The following is a 16976-nucleotide window of genomic DNA, read 5'->3' on the forward strand; positions in this document are numbered from 1 at the left end:
GACAATGATCAAGGCTCCTTGCGGATCAGTGCAAATTGAGCTCCTAATACCGTAGCGAGATCTTTAGCTGATAATTCAATATCTAAGCCACGTTTACCACCAGAAACAAAAATAGTGTTAAATTCAAGTGCTTGTTCATCAATTACAGTGGGCAGCCGTTTTTTCTGACCTAATGGGCTTATTCCCCCCACTAAATAACCTGTTACCTTTTGTGCAATTTGTGGATCTGCCATATCTGCTTTTTTCGCTTTAAAGCACTTAGCGACAAGCTTTAAATCTAACTGACCAGAAACAGGAGTGACTGCAACTGCTAGATTTTTTGCATCACCATTTAAGGAGACTAAAAGTGTTTTAAAAACTTGACGATTATTCAAGCCTAGTTTTTCAACGGCTTCATCACCAAAATTATGAACATTAGCATCATGCTCATAAGGATGGAGGATAAATTTAATTTTCTGTTTTTCCAATAAGTTTACAGCGGGAGTCATAGTTATTCCTACTCAGAAGGTTTTATGCTTGATGTTTTAATAAATCAATTAAATTCTCTTCACCAAATAAATGCAGAGCACCTACAGTGACTACATAGCGTCCGGCCGGTAATTTTAATAATAGATTAGCCCATTTTTGGTTACGACTTTCCATTAAAATATCAAATACCGCTTTGCTAAAGGTGTTTGGTAAAGGAAGCTGTTTTTCTCGACTATTATAATTTAACCACCAATTAATCATGATTTGCAATGTACGTGCATTATCGTGCCAATTTTTTAGAGTATCTTCGAGTAATTGCTGACCATCGTGAGGGAAGTTCAATAATAATGCGACCTGATTTTCAATACCTTCCAGCTCTATAATATTTTTTTTGCACTCATTAGCATGTTGAATGACTTGATAATCAATGCCATGTTGAGGTTCTAAACCCAACTGCATTGCTTGGGTAGATTGCATAATAAGGGCAATTTGCCAAAGGGGCTTATTTTCAATTTGATAAAGAGAAAGGGAGAGCGCTTCGCAATGCTGTGTAATTTGAGAAAAGAGAGGTTCGCTTATGCGAGTTTCGAGAGGCTCTCTAAAAAGGGAAGATTGATCAAATGGTTGTACCTCTGTTGAAATATCGGCTTCAACAATAACAGCATCTGCTTTTTTTATTTCATTTATAAGTACATTCGATAGCGGTGTCATTGTTGGAACACCCATATGGATACTACCCACAAGGTGCAAAGAGACATTATTAGGTAGCATAATATCAACAGCGGGGTAAGGGTAATGGGTCGTGTTTTTTATCCCAACCCAGTGTTTGATTTTCTGAAAAATACCCGTCATTGATATGCTCCTTTGGGATTGAATCGCAAGGTTTTAGCATAACGGATTTGAAAGGGAATGAAACAACGAAAACCAAGCTTTACTTAGTTTTCGCTGTTTTTACTTTATTTACCAACTAATACCGATACCACCAGCTGAAACAAAACTATTTGAATCATTCCATGCTGTTGAAGCTCTGACTTTAACATTTTCATTAATACGATACTGCATGCCCCAAGCAAGAGCAGTGGCATTACGATAATTACCTATGCCAATAGCGGTACTAAATGTAGCAGAATCGGTAAAAGGTAAATTACTCATTGCAGCTACAGACGCAATACCTTGGTTGGCGCGTTTTTCTACTTTATAGAAACGATTTTGAGTATCTGATTTAAAGTGTTTGAAATCAGATTCAAGCACATCAAGTCTACTTTTAGTGACGACATCTTTGCTATACAGTTTTGAAAAATGACCAGTTATATCACTAGGGTAACCGGCAATATCTAAAGTGTTTAAGTATTTATCTACTTTTTCTTTATTATTAGAGATGTCAATTTTATTTTGTTCAATATTTTCTTTGTTACTTTTTATATCGATTTTATTTTTCTCAGTAATTTCTTTATTTTCTAATGTTTTATTTTTATTTATTATTGTTTCTATTATGTTTTTTTCAGTCATTGATTTTATTTTGTTATTTTCTAGGCTTGCTACATATTCAATATTGTCTGACAAAGTAATTAAATCAAGTAAAGTTACATTCTTTTCAAGATTATCATTTGTGCGGTTATATTCTGATATAGTATCGTTATTTCTATAATCTTTTGTTATTACAACATGGTTTGACTTACTGTTTGAATTATAGTTTTTAATTATGTTGACTATGTTAGTTGAGCGCTCTTTGATAGTAGGATTATTAGCTGTATCAGTAACGAATGTCTCTATGTTTTCAAAAAAATAAGATAAGTTAAGGCGTTCTAATTCACTTAAATTTTTAATGATAATCTTATTATCATTTTCTATTATTTTGTTATATAAAATAGGATCATTATGAATTAAATAGTTATCAGTTAATTCATTAAATATTTGAGTGTTTATTAATATATTACTATTGTATGATTTATCATCAACAGAGTAATTACTACCTATTGAATAGATGAATTTTTTTGAAAATATTTTTTTTGCATTCTCGTAATTTTCTTTTTGGGATTGGATTGGGTTGAAGTATTTAATATATAATCTTCTAATATCATAAAAATTATCTAATTCTGATTTTGATATTTCATTAGGCATGTCAGGATAATGATTATCAAAGTTCACAGGTGCTTCTTTTGAATTTAATTCGGCATGAGTATTAGATAAAGCATTTGTGGAGAGTATTGATGATAGTAAAATAATAAATAATTTACTATATTTCATTTTTAAATCCTTTTAATATTGAAAGTTGACTTTTTATTTTAAAATTTGGTTTTATTATTAACAATAATATATTAATTAATGCCTTGAATTTGTTTCTTTTTTACAAGAATGTGTTTTATATATGAATTCATAAAAATGAATGAAATATTTATAATATATTGCTATTCTAGCGCTAAGAGGGCGGAGTAATGACTCTCTTGTATAATGAGAAATTCCTCTTTGACTGGCCGATAGAAATATCGGCTTTTTTTTAACCTTTTGAAAATATTAATAATCATTAATGAGTAGTAATAAAAAACCGCTTTTACTGAGAAGTAAAAGCGGCTTAAATATAATATTTCTTGATGGTTTTAAGGGTTATTGCTTAGGCTTGAAACGCAATAAACGGTTTGCATTACTGACAACTGTGATTGAAGACAGCGCCATTGCTGCACCGGCAACTACAGGATTAAGTAATGTTCCTGTCAGTGGATATAAAATACCTGCTGCAATGGGAATACCTAAGCTGTTATAAACGAAGGCACCGAATAAATTTTGCTTCATATTGCGCAATGTCCCTTTTGATATCTCAACCGCATCGGCAACACCATGCAAACTGTGGCGCATTAAAGTAATTGCCGCAGTTTCTATGGCAATATCACTGCCTCCACCCATGGCAATACCAACGTCAGCTTTCGCGAGAGCAGGGGCATCATTAATGCCATCACCTACCATTGCCACTCGATGACCTTGTGCTTGAAGCTCTGTAATGGCTTGCGCTTTGCCTTCAGGCATAACACCTGCAATCACTTGATCAATACCCGCTTCTTTTGCAATAGCATTTGCCGTAATCGGATTATCACCTGTTAACATGACTAAGCGATAACCTTGATTATGCAAGCGTTGTAGTGCACTGACGGTGTCTTCTCTTAACGGATCTCTAATAGAGAGAAGTGCCGCAACTTTACCTTCTTGAGCAAGTAAAACAGGAGTAACCCCTTTTGCTGCTTGAGAATCGATAAGTGTATTGATTTCACTAATATCAATGCCCGATTCTCTCATCAGTTTAGGGTTACCCAATAGAACAGTCTTACCTTTGATTTCGCCTGTTAATCCCATACCCGCTAAGGTACGGAACTGATTAATCTCAGGTAATGATATACCTTCAGCTCGTGTTAAAATTGCCTTCGCTAATGGGTGATTAGAGCCGTTTTCAAGCGATCCCGCTAATGCCAATGCTTCCTCTTCACTGACTTGATTGAAGGTATGTATTTCAGTTACCTGTGGTAATCCTTCTGTTAAGGTACCTGTTTTATCAAAGACTAAAGTATCAAGTTTACTCGCTTGTTGAAGAGCATCTGCATCACGAACTAAAACACCATATTCCGCAGCTCGACCTACACCTGAAATAATTGACATTGGCGTTGCGAGACCCAGAGCGCAAGGGCAGGCGATAATTAATACCGTTGTGATGATCACGAGTGCATAAGTGATTTGAGGCGATGGGCCAAAGAAGTACCAAATAGCGCCAGCAATTAAGGCAATCGCGACAACAACAGGAACAAATACACTTGAAATTTTATCAGCCAACTGGCCAATTTCAGGTTTACTGCTTTGTGCTTGGCGAACTAATTTAATGATGCGCGCCAGTGTTGTTTGGCTTCCTACTGCGGCAGCTTTAAATAAAACCGAGCCATCTTGCACCGTTGTTCCTGCATGAATGGAGTCGCCAATGGTTTTTTGCTGTGGGATAGGCTCTCCCGTTAGCATTGCTTCATCCATCCATACTTCACCTTGGATAATTTCACCATCAACAGGCACTTTATCACCCGTTGCTAACCGTAAAGTCATGCCTTGTTTGACATCAGCTAATGGCATATCGACTTCACCATTTTCAGTGATAACTCTTGCTGTGGGCGGTGTTAAGTCTAATAGGCGCTCTAGTGCTTTAGATGAACGTTGTCGCGCACGTTGTTCAAGCATATGACCTAAGTTGATTAAACCGATGATCATTGCGCTGGCTTCATAATAGAGATGTCGAGCTTGAGCGGGGAATATTTCTGGCCATAAATTCACTGTAATGGAATAGAGCCACGCTGTTCCTGTTCCTAATGCAACAAGGGTATCCATTGTTGCACTGCGGTTTTTTAAGCTTTGCCATGCACTACGATAAAAATGTCCACCCGCAACCACCATCACAAAGAGTGTTGCAATACCAATACCCAACCAAATACTATGATTTGCTTCGGTAAGCATCATGTTATCGCCGATCATTCCCCAAATCATAACGGGAAGACCAACGACTAACGCAAGTGCAGCTTGCCAACGAAAACGCTTCATATTTGCTACTGCAACTTCTTGCTGGCGTTCTCTTCGTTTTACATCATCTTGAATAATTTCAGCGCCATAACCCGCTTTTTCGATAGCGTTAACAAGTGCATCATGATTGATGTCACCGGTTACTAATGCACTGCGTTCTGCAAGGTTTACACGCACATTCTCAACACCATCAACAGATTGTAATGCTTTGTGAACCTTATTTACGCAACTTGCACAGGTCATGCCATCAATTAAAAGCTGAACACTGCTGTCATCGTCAGTGTTTATTTCTGGGCTAATTTCAATGTCAGAGTTTTCAACTGGAATGTCACAAATAGCCGCTGACGATGCATCCAGCTGTGCATGCGTTTGCGTCAGCGGCTCAGTTTTTGGGAAATCAGTACCTGCTAGTTGTGCTTCAAAACCAGCATCTTTAATGGCAGTTACTAATGTCTCTGCGGTGGCTGTTCCGATTACTTTTGCATGAGTTAATTCAACTTCAGCGCTATCAACGCCTGTTGTAGCTTCAAGCGCTTTTTTGACTGAACCGATACAATGGCCACAATTTAAGCCTGAAAGGGTTAAATGAATTGTGTTATCTGTGGGGGCTAAACTGGCTTGAAAACCTTCTGCTGTAATTGCTGTAATTAAGGTATCTGCAGTAGCATTGCCAAAAACTTCAGCTGACTCTTTTGTTACATTAACAGCTACTACACCTTCAATGGCTAATAATGCTTTTTCGGTTTTACCTACACACTTCATGCAGTTAAGACCACTTAAGCTTAATTTTACATCAGGCTGTGTTGCAATTTTAGCTTCATAACCCGCGTCTTCAATGGTTTTGATTAAACTTTCAGCAGTTGCATCACTGTCAATTTTAGCGTATTGAATAGTCACATTTGACTGTTCTATATCATTGCGAGCATCAAGTGCTTTTTTTACACTGTTAACACAGTGGGAGCATGAAAGCCCTTGTAATGAGAGTAGCGTAGTTTTTGCCATGTTAGTTGTCTCCGAAATAAAAAGCGTTACCTCTATTATTGCGCAATATCTGGTAACTTGCTTTCTTTAAAGGTTTTTTCTTATCAGAGATAAAGGCTAAACCTTTCCGCTAGGGGAAGGTCAAGGGGGAATTTTGAATATTAGTGAAATCGCAAATAAAACAGGATTAACAGCTAAAGCCATTCGGTTTTATGAAGAAAAAGACTTGATAACACCCCCAGGAAGAGGTGAAAACGGCTATCGCTATTATCAGGCGCAACATATTGAAGAATTAACATTATTGCGACAAGCCAGAGAGGTTGGTTTTAACCTAGAAGAGTGTCGTGCATTATTAATGTTATTAAGAAATCCATCACGACATAGCGCTGATGTGAAAGAAGCGACCTTAAAAAAGGTGGCTGAAATTGAGAAGACGATTAATGAACTTAACGCAATTCGTCAACGTCTTCTCTTGTTAGCCAGCGAATGTCCTGGCGATGATGGTGCTGATTGCCCTATCATCAATCATTTGTCAGGGTGTTGCCACCATCAGAAGTAGTCGGTTTAAGTGGAATAACGTGTAAAGTAATGCCATCAATAGCAATCACTTCTACCTGATCACCCGCTTGTAATGGCGTGTCTGAATAAACACGCCAGCTACCATCTGCTAATTTTACACGGCTAAACCCATTTTCCGTATCTGATGATAAAACAGCATGAACACCAATCAATTGATGACTTTTCTGATTTAAGTTCTCAGCTTCTTTTGATTGTTTTCTGCGTTTAAGCCAAAGGTGCCAAAGTACAGCACTAATAACTGTTAATATCGCAAATAACACACCTTGAATAGGCCAGTTAATAGGTAGCACCCATGCGAGTAAAGAAACGCACAATGCTGCCATTCCTGACCATAAAAGGTATCCTGCTGTTCCTAGCATTTCTGCAATTAACAGCAAGCCACCAAGACAAAGCCAGAAAAGTGCGGGGTGGGCACTAATCCATTCAATCATCATTAATTACTCTTGTTACCAGAGTCATTCTTTTTGGTATTAAGGAGCTCTGAAATACCACCAATTGCACCCATTAAGTTACTGGCTTCTAGTGGCATCATCACAACTTTACTGTTGTTGGCTGAGCCAATTTGTGCGAGTGCATCCGTGTATTTTTGAGCAACAAAGTAGTTAATTGCCTGCATATCACCTTTAGCAATTGCTTCAGACACCATTTGTGTTGCTTTAGCTTCAGCTTCTGCGGCACGTTCACGGGCTTCTGCTTGTAAGAATGCAGATTGACGCTCACCTTCAGCTTTCAGAATTTGTCCTTGTTTCTCACCTTCAGCTTTTAAAATAGCGGCTTGACGAATACCTTCAGCTTCAAGAATGTCGGCACGTTTAGTACGTTCGGCTTTCATCTGAGCATTCATTGCAGAAATCAATTCTTTTGGTGGACGAACATCACGAATTTCAATACGGGTGATTTTGATACCCCAAGGATTGGTTGCATCATCCACAATGAGTAAAAGACGGCTATTGATTTGGTCACGTTGAGAAAGAATTTCATCAAGTTCCATTGAACCTAATACTGTACGGATATTCGTCAGTGTTAAGTTGATAATAGCAAGTTCTAGATTGTTAACTTCATAAGCCGCTTTAACTGGGTCGATTACTTGAATAAAGCAGACTGCATCGATGCTGACGTTGGCGTTATCACGTGAGATCACTTCTTGAGAAGGTATATCAAGTACTTGTTCCATCATATTAATACGACGACCAATACGATCGACAAAAGGAATAAGAATTTGAAGTCCTGGAGCGAGTGTTCGTGTGTAACGACCAAAACGTTCGACAGTCCACTGATAACCCTGTGGAACGGTTTTAACACCACTTAAAACCAAAATAATAGCGAATAAGATGATAATACCAATGACTATTTCCATATATCTGTCCTGAGTCTGCTTTTATAAGAAAATAAAACTAATAAAGTAAAGAATACACCATACGGCGATATTTAGACGCTAAATTATCATTAGTACCTAAGGCAGATAAAATATCCATCAGTGTTTTCTTAACTTGCCCATCACCTGCATTTAAGTCTTTTTTGATAAAACTAAATAGTAATTCTAATGCTTCTTCATTACGGGCAACTTCATGCAATTTTAGTGCAAGTTGAATAGCAAGATCGGTATTTGCAGGTTGTTGGTTAAAATCATTTTGTAATTGCTGAATTTCTGGAGTATCAGCTGCTTGTTTTTGTAATTCAATTTGTGACAGTAAGCTATGATAATAACTGTCTTGATCTTGTAATGGGATAGTGCTTAACAGTGTTTGTGCCTCTTCATTTTTATTTAAAGAAATAAGAGCGCCCGCTAAAGCTAGCGTAATTTCACTGTTTTTAGGCGCGAGTTGATGTGCTTCTTTTAATAAAGGTAAAGCTTCATCCGCTTTTCCTTCTGAAAGAAGTTGCGCTGCTTGAGCCGCTTTTAGCTCTTCAGGTTTTGGTAATACATTGGCTAAAACTTGGCGGACTGCTTCTTCAGGTTGAGGGCCTTGGAAACCATCGACAGGGCGACCTTCTTGCAAAATATAAACAGTTGGGATCGCACGTAGACCAAATTGTGAGGCAATCATTTGCTCTGCATCGCAATCCAATTTAGCTAAAATAAATTGATCAGCAAATTCGGCTGCCAGTTTATCTAATGTTGCGCCAAGTTCTGCACAATGAGGGCTATGTTCTGAATAGAAATACATCATGACTGGTTTGGTCATGGACTGTTCTATAACTTGTTGAATATTTGATTCATTTACATCAACAATATGTGCAGTTGCTAACATTAACTTGTCCCTTTTTGAGTGTTTTAAATATAGATGCGATTTATAACGCTATTTCATTAATAAGTAAGGGTGAAACCAAAAAAATCAAGCTTTACCACTTTGGCGACTTAAAATTGCATCCATCAAGGTATCAGGTAGAAAACGTTTTAATATTCTGACAGCATAAGTTAATAGCGTTACGGGATAACGTATCTTAGGTTTTGGGTTTTCTAAAGCGTGGATAAGCTTTTTCACTACATCTTCAGGTGTTAATGTGAAACGACTCGCAATCCCTGGGTTTTTTACGGGTTTATCTTTCTCAGCTTGGTTTACATTTTCTGTAAAGCAGGTTCGTATCGGGCCTGGCTCAATTAAACTGACTTTAACACCCGTATGTGCGATTTCCATTCTTAGTGCATCAGACCACGCTTCTACAGCATATTTACTGGCTGCGTAGGCACCCCGACCCGGCGTTGAAATAATGCCCATCACTGAGCTCGTTTGAATAATCCGTCCTTCACCGTGGGGTAACATTGCAGGCAAGAGTAAGGTAGTGAGTTGGTGTAAGCCAAAAAAGTTCGTCGAGAACTGTTTCTCCATTTGTTGGCGAGTAATGGCATCTAGTGGACCATAAACACCAAACCCACCGTTATTAAATAATCCATATAAACGACCATTTGTTAGATGAATAACCTCTAGAGCGGCATTTTCAACACTTTCTGCATCATCAAGATCAAGATAAATAGGTTCTAATCCCAGTGTTCCCATGCGTTTAAGATCTTCATCTTTACGGCAAGCTGCAAGGACTCGATAGCCTCTTTTCTTAAGCGCTTTAGCTGCACAAAGCCCTATTCCACTAGAACTTCCTGTAATCAATACCGTTTTTTGCATAATTTTACAATTAATCTCGTTTAATCTACGTTAACTACTGTCAGAATAGTCTAACGTGTTAAGTAAGGGGATAATGTTTTATCCATCCATTGCGCAATAAAAGGCTGAGCATCTTCATTGGGATGTATACTGTCGTTTTGCATCCACTCAGGCTTATCTGCGATTTGCTCCATATAAAAAGGAAGCAGAGGAAGTGCATTCTCTTCAGCAAGTTTAGGATAAATCGCTGAAAAGGATTGTGTATAACGTTTACCATAATTAGGTGAAATCATTATTTGCATAAAAAGTGGGGTTGCGCCCGACGCTTTAACTTGTGTAATGATGTTTTGTAACGCGTCTTTTGTTTGTGCAACAGGGTATCCCTGTAAGCCATCATTTGCACCTAATTCAATTAAAACCCAACGTGGTTGATGCTGTTTTAATAAATCAGGCAGTCTATTTTGACCCTGAAATGCAGTTTCACCACTGATACTTGCATTAATAACATTAATTTCAGGGTGAGTTGTTTTCCATTTATCAGCAAGGCGCTGTGGCCATGCACTCTCAAGAGGAAGACGATAACCTGCACTCAAGCTGTCACCAAAGATTAAAAAGGTATCAGCAGCAATCGCCTTAAAGCTAAACATCATCATAACGATAAGGAAAAACGTATGTCGACGGAAAAGGTTCTTGAAGTTCATCAGTTAACCAAACAAGTAGGACAAGGTGATAGTCAGATCTCTATATTGCAGGGTGTTGAGTTAGTTGTCGAGCCTGCACAAACAATTGCGTTAATTGGTGAGTCAGGATCGGGTAAATCGACATTGTTAGGGATTATTGCCGGACTTGATGATGGAAGCGCTGGCAGTGTGAAATTAATGGGGCAAGATCTCACAAATATGGATGAAGAAGCGCGTGCAAAGTTGCGTGCTCAACATGTTGGGTTTGTTTTTCAATCCTTTATGTTAATTCCGACATTGAATGCACTCGAAAATGTGCAATTGCCCGCATTATTAAAAGGTGAGTCCGAAAAACACAGTTATTCTCGTGCGGTAGATTTACTTAAGCTGTTAGGATTAGGGGAACGCTTGCACCATATGCCAGCACAACTATCGGGTGGTGAACAACAACGTGTGGCACTGGCTAGAGCGTTTTGTACTCAACCTGCTATTCTTTTTGCTGATGAACCAACAGGAAATTTAGATCGTAAAACAGGAGATAAAATTGCTGATCTACTGTTTTCCCTCAATCGAGATTATGCAACAACATTAATTTTAGTGACTCATGACAATGAGCTTGCCGCTCGTTGTCAGCGACGTTTACGATTAGTTGATGGACAACTTAAGGAGGAGTCATGATTTGGCGTTGGTTCTGGCGTGAATGGCGTTCTCCTGCATTATTAATTGTTTGGCTTTCTTTAGCACTTGCGGTCGCTTGTGTGCTTGCTTTAGGACGCATAGGTGATCGTATTGATAAAAGTATTTATGCCCAAAGTCGAGACTTAATCGCGGGCGATTTAGTACTACGAGCATCTTATCCCGTTGATGAAAACTGGCTTGCTGAGGCGAAAAAAATGGGGTTAACGCTCAGTCGCCAAATGCAATTTACTACAATGTCTTATGCTCCAGAAGGAGATACACCACAGCTTGCATTAGTTAAAGCTACTGATAATTTATATCCACTTTATGGTGAATTAGAAACAGAACCTGCGGGTTTGAAACCAGAAAAAGGAACTGCGCTTGTTGGCGCCAGATTACTGGAGCTGTTGGATATAAAAGTCGGTGATAAAATTGATGTAGGTGACGCTACATTTACAATCAGTGGTGTATTAATTCAAGAGCCTGATAGTGGTTTCAATCCCTTCCAAATAGCACCACGTATTTTAATTAATCTTGATGATGTTGAATCAACCGGTGCAGTACAACCGGGGAGTCGCCTAACTTATCGCTATATGTTAGCGGGTAATGAGTCAGCAATTGATAGTTATCAACAACGCTTTGATCCTCTATTAAAACCCGATCAGCGTTGGAATAGTTTAAAACAAGACAGCGGTGCGCTTTCACAATCGATGGAAAGAGCAAAGAACTTTCTTCTACTCTCAGCCCTGTTAACGTTACTGCTCGCAATATCGGCAGTAGCGGTTTCAATGGCACACTATTGTCGTAGCCGCCATACCTTAATTGCGGTACTAAAAACCTTAGGTGCAGATAAACATGCATTGCGGAAATGGATAGTAGGGCAATGGGGCGTTATTCTTATCGGAGCCATTATTGTTGGTTCATTGGCGGGACTTCTCTTTGAAAGCATTCTGCTACAAATTTTAGCTCCTGTTTTGCCTAAACGTTTGCCTGATGCGAGTTTTTTACCGTGGTTTTGGTCAGTGGGCTCTTTATTGTTAATCGCCTTATTAACAGGATTAAGGCCTTACTATCAGTTAATGGCAACCCAACCTTCTCGTGTATTAAGAAGCGATACCACAGCATCGATCTGGCCTCTGCGTTTTTATTTACCACTCGTAGCATTAATTGTTATCGGTACTTTAACGCTTTTTGCCGGAACTGGGGTTTTATTGTGGTCAATTCTATTTGGTATCGTTGTTATCGCTTTTTTACTGGGTGTTATTGGTTGGCTTGGATTGTGGATATTAAAGCAGTTCAAATTTCGCCAACTTAGTGCTCGGTTGGCGGTAACTCGCTTGTTGCGACAGCCTTTTCAAACCATGACTCAACTGGCTGCTTTTGCACTTTCATTTATGTTGCTAACGCTATTGGTGCTGATCCAAGGTGATTTGTTAGATAAATGGCAAAAACAGCTACCAGAAGATAGTCCTAATTATTTCCTGATTAATATGTCCGCACCTCAAGTCCAAGAAGTTAACACCTTATTGGCACAACATAACGTCAAACCTACAGACGCCTATCCTGTAGTATTAGCGCGCTTAACGCAGATTAATGAGAATAATGCCAAAGAGTGGGCTGATAAACGTGATGCAGGTAATAACACAGTGCGCCGTGAGCTTAATTTAACGTGGCACAGTGAGTTGCCTAAAGATAATGTGATTGTAGAAGGAACATGGCCACCTGTTGGTAATGGTGTTTCTCTTGATCAAGGTGTTGCCAAGCAACTTGAGATTAAACTGGGCGATGAATTAACTTTTGTGGGAGATACTCGAGAGTTTAAGTCAGTTGTGACGAGTATTCGCCATGTCGATTGGGAAAATATGCGCCCTAACTTCTTCTTTATTTTTTCTGAAGAAGGATTAAATAATCAACCAGAAAAATGGATGAGTAGTTTTTATTATAATGGAGATGGTGCATTAATTACGGCGCTTAATCGACAATTCCCGACCGTAAGCGTGTTAGACACAGGTGCATTAATTCAGCAAGTTCAACAAATCTTACAGCAAGTCAGTCGAGCATTGGAGATAATGGTTGGGTTGGTGATGATTTGTGGCGCATTATTATTAATTGCCCAAATTCAAGTAGGAATGACGCAACGGCGTATTGAGCTGGTGGTTTACCGCACATTGGGAGCTGGTAAATTATTATTACGACGTACACTTTGGGCGGAGTTTGCTTTATTGGGCTTAATGGCGGGTTTAGCCGCAGCAATTGGCGCTGAAATGGCATTAGGTCTATTGCAGAAATTTGTATTTAATTTTCCTTGGCAACCTCAATGGGGAATGTGGTTTACTGTACCTATTATCGCGGCACTTTTATTATCGCTGTGTGGCAGTATGTTAGGTGTAAGGCTTTTGCAAGATAAAGGGCAATATCGCCGAATTCAAGGTGAGTAGTGAAAAGAAACAAGAGCTATAAATAGAGTTAAATAAAAATGCTGATATCATTAAATATCAGCATTTTTTTATGGAAAAAATAAAGAATTATTCTTTTATAACATAAGCATAAATACGCTTACTACCATCATCTTCATTATAAATATAAACACCTTGAAGCTCCGTTGAAAAACCAGGAAGTTGGTTAATGGTGACTTCAAGGGCTTGGAAATAACGTAACACTGCACCTCCCCAAATTTCACCGGGAACTGTGCATAAAACACCCGGTGGATAAGGTAAAGCCCCTTCAGCAGCAATTCTGCCATCTAATTGACTTAAAGGTAAAAACTCTACATTGCCACGTACAAATTCAATATTAGCTTGTTGAGGGCTTAGCGCTCGCTTAGGGAAATGATTTTTCCTAAACATTTGTTTTTGCAGTAACTTGATATTGTATTTGATACAAATATCATGCATTTCCTGACAGAGTTGACGCAATGTATAACTCTGATAACGAGATTGATAACGACGACAGATAGAAGGTAATACCTGTTCTAATGGGGAGTCATCAATTAGCAGTTTTTCAAATCTTATAATTAATGAAATTAAGCGCTCAAATTTATCATTATGCTCTGCGGGTGTGAGCAAAAATAAAATAGAATTTAAATCGCTTTTTTCAGGAATAACGCCATGTTCCCGTAAATAGTTTGCCAAAATAGATGCTGGCACACCAAAAGGTTCGTATTCTCCAGTATGAGGATCGATCCCCGGTGTTGTAAGCATTAATTTGCAAGGATCAACAAAGTATTGATTGGTGGCATAACCTTCAAATGAGTGCCAATTATCATTAGGAATAAAGTTGAAAAAGCGTTGATCGTGAGCGATTTCATCTGTGTTGTGATCTTGCCAAGCAATGCCATCAACAACTTCAGGAATAAATGGCTTAATAAATTGGCACTGTCTTAGTAAGGATTTACGAGCCTCGATACCTTGTTTAACACAATTCATCCACATTGCTTCACCGCTTTTGCCCGAATGCATCTTTGCGTTGACATCAAGAGCGGCAAAAAGTGGGTAAAAAGGGCTGGTGGATGCATGCATCATAAAGGCATTATTCATACGCTTATGATTAACATATCGAGATTGCCCTTTGATATGTGCATCTTTTTTATGGATCTGAGAGGTTTGTGAAAAGCCGGCTAGTTGCTTATGAACAGATTGAGTGACGAGAATACCGGGATCGTTCTCATTAAGCGCCAGCAACAAAGGCGAACACTGTTTCATCATTGGGATAAACTGTTCATAACCGACCCAAGCGGAATCAAATAAAATGTAATCACAAAGATGACCAATTTTATCAACCACTTGTCTTGCATTGTAAATAGTACCGTCATAAGTACCTAGTTGAATAACGGCTAAACGAAAAGGACGTTTATCTAATTGGCGTTCAGGTGTAATCTCTGCAATTCGTTGGCGTAAATAGCTCTCTTCAAAGCAATGCGCATCAATACCACCGATAAAACCAAAAGGGTTGCGAGCTGTTTCTAAATAAATAGGGGTTGCACCCGCTTGAATAAGTGCACCATGGTGATTGGATTTATGATTATTTCTATCAAATAACACTAAATCATTTGGTGCCAGCAATGCATTTAAGGCAACTTTATTCGAAGAGGAAGTTCCATTTAAGACAAAATAGGTTTTATCTGCATTAAACACTTGTGCTGCAAAGGATTGTGCATCGTAGGGCGCACCTTCATGAATAAGTAAATCCCCCATTTCCACATCAGCATTACAGAGATCAGATCGAAATAGATTCTCACCAAAATATTGATAAAACTGCTCACCAGCAGGATGGCGTCGGAAAAACTCGCCGCCTTGATGTCCGGGGCAATCAAAAGCAACATTTTTTTCGGCAACATAATTGACTAAGCGTGAGAAAAACGGTGTAGTCAGATTTTCTTCATATTGATGGGCTGCTTTATTGATCAAAATACTATTTTTTTGATGTGCACTTTCATCTGTAATGACAACACCTGAAACTTGATTAAGCAAGTCAGCACCGATGGTATCGTTAAGATCAACAGCAATAAAGACAGGTAATTCAAAGCCTGTTTGTTGAATACGCGCTAATTCACCTGACTCAATATCTGGCAATGATAATATTACCGCTGATACTTGTGTTAAATTTGCATCAACAATATCAATAATAGGGCGTTCACACGAAAAATAGTGTGAAAGCGAGAGGCGACATGCCAACTTCATTTTTTTCATTACACACACTTGTGTTTAATCAATCGGAGAATTGGCGAACAATATACTTGGTTGTGAATATGATTGGAATGGATTAAAGCAATAATATTGACAATCTTATGCACAATAAATGCATAAATCACCATCATTGGCGATTGGTAAATGGATAAGTTTATAAGAGGCTAAACTTATCCATTTCTATTATTGTGGGGTAGAAGATGATTTTTCGATATAAATTGTTTGAGATGGGAATGCAAAGTCAGCGCCATGTTTATGCACAATCTCAATCATCTTCAAATAGACTTCTTGCTGAGCTTCAAGCCACTGTGCCCAGACGGTTGTTTTGGTAAAACAATACACCATGATATTGAGTGAAGAGTCTGCGAATTGATTAAAATAGACTAGCAAAGTTTGTTGCGTATCAATTTTGTCATTTTGCATTAGCATGGTGCGAATATCTTCAACGATCACACCAATTTTATCTGAATCTTCGTAACGTAAACCGAGTTCAGTTTCAATACGTCGATTAGTCATTCGTCCCGGATTTTCAACACTAATGGAAGAAAAAATTGAGTTAGGAATATAAAGTGGTCGATGGTCGAAGGTAATAATTTTAGTAATACGCCAACCTATTTCTACTACTGTACCTTCAATATTACGATCAGGTGAGCGCACCCAGTCACCAATATTAAAAGGGCGATCGAAATAAAGCATAACCCCAGAAAAAAGGTTACTGAGCACATCTTTACTTGCCATACCAATGGCAATACCACCCAATCCGCCAAAAGTCATTAAGCCTGATAAGCTCATACCAAAATGTTCACCAAACAATAAGATGATGATGACAAAAAGGCTGATTTTAAATATCCGAGAAATAATACGGGCAGAGGTGGGATCACTACCTTTTCTGATCTGTGATTGCTCTAGTCTATTAATAAGTAAGAAAAACTTACGCATTAAAACTAAGGCGATACCAACGTAAGTAAAGAAATTAATCATCCTAAAAGAGATAAAATGGAGATTAAAATCAACAACAGCCATTTCACAGTATTGGCTTAAGATGATCACTAAACTACAAAGGAAGATGGCTTGGCTAATATGAATAATAATATTTCTACGACGTTTTTTCTTTTTGTCATGAAAAAGAGAGACGGCGACAAAGCCAACAAAACAGGCTAAAGCAATCCCTACACCTATTGAGTATTTTATTATTAATGCATCATTCATCAGCTTAACATCTCCTTAGAAAATGCGTTTGTATAATACAAAATCTATTA

14 protein-coding genes are annotated in these 16976 nt (G+C 38.3%); 3 read left to right on the forward strand and 11 right to left on the reverse strand.

The window, feature by feature from the left end; all coding sequences use genetic code 11:
* Nucleotides 1-8: 8 nt before the first annotated feature.
* The 4 genes from ybaK to copA all read right to left on the reverse strand — a co-directional run bounded on the left by ybaK (nt 9) and on the right by copA (nt 6015).
* The gene (gene ybaK, locus ABN217_RS15305; RefSeq protein ID WP_196553893.1) at nt 9-488 is read right to left on the reverse strand and encodes a Cys-tRNA(Pro)/Cys-tRNA(Cys) deacylase YbaK; all 480 of its coding nucleotides are present in this window, start codon (nt 486-488) and stop codon (nt 9-11) included.
* Nucleotides 489-510: 22 nt separating this feature from the next.
* Entirely contained in the window at nt 511-1320 is an 810-nt protein-coding gene (locus tag ABN217_RS15310) for a TraB/GumN family protein (protein WP_196553894.1), read from the reverse strand.
* A gap of 108 nt (nt 1321-1428) precedes the next feature.
* Entirely contained in the window at nt 1429-2715 is a 1287-nt protein-coding gene (locus ABN217_RS15315) for a YadA C-terminal domain-containing protein (protein ID WP_196553895.1), read from the reverse strand.
* A gap of 357 nt (nt 2716-3072) precedes the next feature.
* Nucleotides 3073-6015: a copper-exporting P-type ATPase CopA gene (gene copA / locus ABN217_RS15320; RefSeq protein ID WP_349439729.1), complete on the reverse strand. Its 2943-nt coding sequence runs from the start codon at nt 6013-6015 to the stop codon at nt 3073-3075.
* A 133-nt stretch (nt 6016-6148) separates the two neighbouring features.
* Between copA and cueR the strand changes: the two genes are divergently transcribed.
* A complete protein-coding gene (cueR, locus tag ABN217_RS15325) occupies nt 6149-6553 on the forward strand; it encodes a Cu(I)-responsive transcriptional regulator (protein WP_072070124.1) in 405 nt (134 codons plus the stop codon).
* On the opposite strand, the gene ABN217_RS15330 is transcribed toward cueR, so the two are convergent.
* The 5 genes from ABN217_RS15330 to tesA all read right to left on the reverse strand — a co-directional run bounded on the left by ABN217_RS15330 (nt 6516) and on the right by tesA (nt 10375).
* Nucleotides 6516-7004 carry an NfeD family protein gene (locus ABN217_RS15330; RefSeq protein ID WP_196554031.1) on the reverse strand — a complete coding sequence of 163 codons (489 nt, stop codon included), beginning with the start codon at nt 7002-7004 and terminating at the stop codon, nt 6516-6518. The genes cueR and ABN217_RS15330 overlap by 38 nt on opposite strands.
* Before the next feature lie 2 nt (nt 7005-7006).
* Nucleotides 7007-7930 carry an SPFH domain-containing protein gene (locus ABN217_RS15335; protein WP_196553897.1) on the reverse strand — a complete coding sequence of 308 codons (924 nt, stop codon included), beginning with the start codon at nt 7928-7930 and terminating at the stop codon, nt 7007-7009.
* A 37-nt stretch (nt 7931-7967) separates the two neighbouring features.
* Nucleotides 7968-8825: a co-chaperone YbbN gene (locus ABN217_RS15340; RefSeq protein ID WP_196553898.1), complete on the reverse strand. Its 858-nt coding sequence runs from the start codon at nt 8823-8825 to the stop codon at nt 7968-7970.
* 84 nt (nt 8826-8909) lie between these two features.
* Entirely contained in the window at nt 8910-9695 is a 786-nt protein-coding gene (locus ABN217_RS15345; RefSeq protein ID WP_196553899.1) for an SDR family oxidoreductase, read from the reverse strand.
* A 50-nt stretch (nt 9696-9745) separates the two neighbouring features.
* Nucleotides 9746-10375, reverse strand: coding sequence for a multifunctional acyl-CoA thioesterase I/protease I/lysophospholipase L1 (gene tesA / locus ABN217_RS15350; protein WP_196553900.1), 630 nt, complete (start codon nt 10373-10375; stop codon nt 9746-9748).
* Between tesA and ybbA the strand changes: the two genes are divergently transcribed.
* Nucleotides 10346-11032: a putative ABC transporter ATP-binding protein YbbA gene (gene ybbA / locus ABN217_RS15355; RefSeq protein WP_196553901.1), complete on the forward strand. Its 687-nt coding sequence runs from the start codon at nt 10346-10348 to the stop codon at nt 11030-11032. The genes tesA and ybbA overlap by 30 nt on opposite strands.
* Nucleotides 11029-13470, forward strand: a complete 2442-nt coding sequence (ybbP, locus tag ABN217_RS15360; protein ID WP_340893635.1) for a putative ABC transporter permease subunit YbbP — start codon at nt 11029-11031, stop codon at nt 13468-13470. Before ybbA ends, ybbP begins: the two co-directional genes overlap by 4 nt.
* Nucleotides 13471-13557: 87 nt before the next feature.
* Here ybbP and ABN217_RS15365 read toward each other — a convergent pair whose 3' ends face one another.
* A complete protein-coding gene (locus ABN217_RS15365; protein ID WP_349439728.1) occupies nt 13558-15720 on the reverse strand; it encodes an ornithine decarboxylase in 2163 nt (720 codons plus the stop codon).
* Between the two features lie 180 nt (nt 15721-15900).
* Nucleotides 15901-16926, reverse strand: a complete 1026-nt coding sequence (locus tag ABN217_RS15370) for a mechanosensitive ion channel domain-containing protein (protein WP_196553904.1) — start codon at nt 16924-16926, stop codon at nt 15901-15903.
* Between the last annotated feature and the right edge of the window lie 50 nt (nt 16927-16976).

It is taken from the genome of Proteus sp. fly-1067 (genome assembly GCF_040139345.1).
GTDB classification, from domain to species: Bacteria; Pseudomonadota; Gammaproteobacteria; order Enterobacterales; family Enterobacteriaceae; genus Proteus; species Proteus vulgaris_B.

Excerpts from the sequence above, each read along its gene's own strand:
- ybaK (WP_196553893.1), bottom strand. The coding sequence starts at position 488 with ATGACTCCCGCTGTAAACTTATTGGAAAAACAGAAAATTAAATTTATC.
- ABN217_RS15310 (WP_196553894.1), bottom strand. The coding sequence starts at position 1,320 with ATGACGGGTATTTTTCAGAAAATCAAACACTGGGTTGGGATAAAAAAC.
- ABN217_RS15315 (WP_196553895.1), bottom strand. The coding sequence starts at position 2,715 with ATGAAATATAGTAAATTATTTATTATTTTACTATCATCAATACTCTCC.
- copA (WP_349439729.1), bottom strand. The coding sequence starts at position 6,015 with ATGGCAAAAACTACGCTACTCTCATTACAAGGGCTTTCATGCTCCCAC.
- ABN217_RS15330 (WP_196554031.1), bottom strand. The coding sequence starts at position 7,004 with ATGATTGAATGGATTAGTGCCCACCCCGCACTTTTCTGGCTTTGTCTT.
- ABN217_RS15335 (WP_196553897.1), bottom strand. The coding sequence starts at position 7,930 with ATGGAAATAGTCATTGGTATTATCATCTTATTCGCTATTATTTTGGTT.
- ABN217_RS15340 (WP_196553898.1), bottom strand. The coding sequence starts at position 8,825 with ATGTTAGCAACTGCACATATTGTTGATGTAAATGAATCAAATATTCAA.
- ABN217_RS15345 (WP_196553899.1), bottom strand. The coding sequence starts at position 9,695 with ATGCAAAAAACGGTATTGATTACAGGAAGTTCTAGTGGAATAGGGCTT.
- ybbA (WP_196553901.1), top strand. The coding sequence starts at position 10,346 with ATGTCGACGGAAAAGGTTCTTGAAGTTCATCAGTTAACCAAACAAGTA.
- tesA (WP_196553900.1), bottom strand. The coding sequence starts at position 10,375 with ATGAACTTCAAGAACCTTTTCCGTCGACATACGTTTTTCCTTATCGTT.
- ybbP (WP_340893635.1), top strand. The coding sequence starts at position 11,029 with ATGATTTGGCGTTGGTTCTGGCGTGAATGGCGTTCTCCTGCATTATTA.
- ABN217_RS15365 (WP_349439728.1), bottom strand. The coding sequence starts at position 15,720 with ATGAAAAAAATGAAGTTGGCATGTCGCCTCTCGCTTTCACACTATTTT.
- ABN217_RS15370 (WP_196553904.1), bottom strand. The coding sequence starts at position 16,926 with ATGAATGATGCATTAATAATAAAATACTCAATAGGTGTAGGGATTGCT.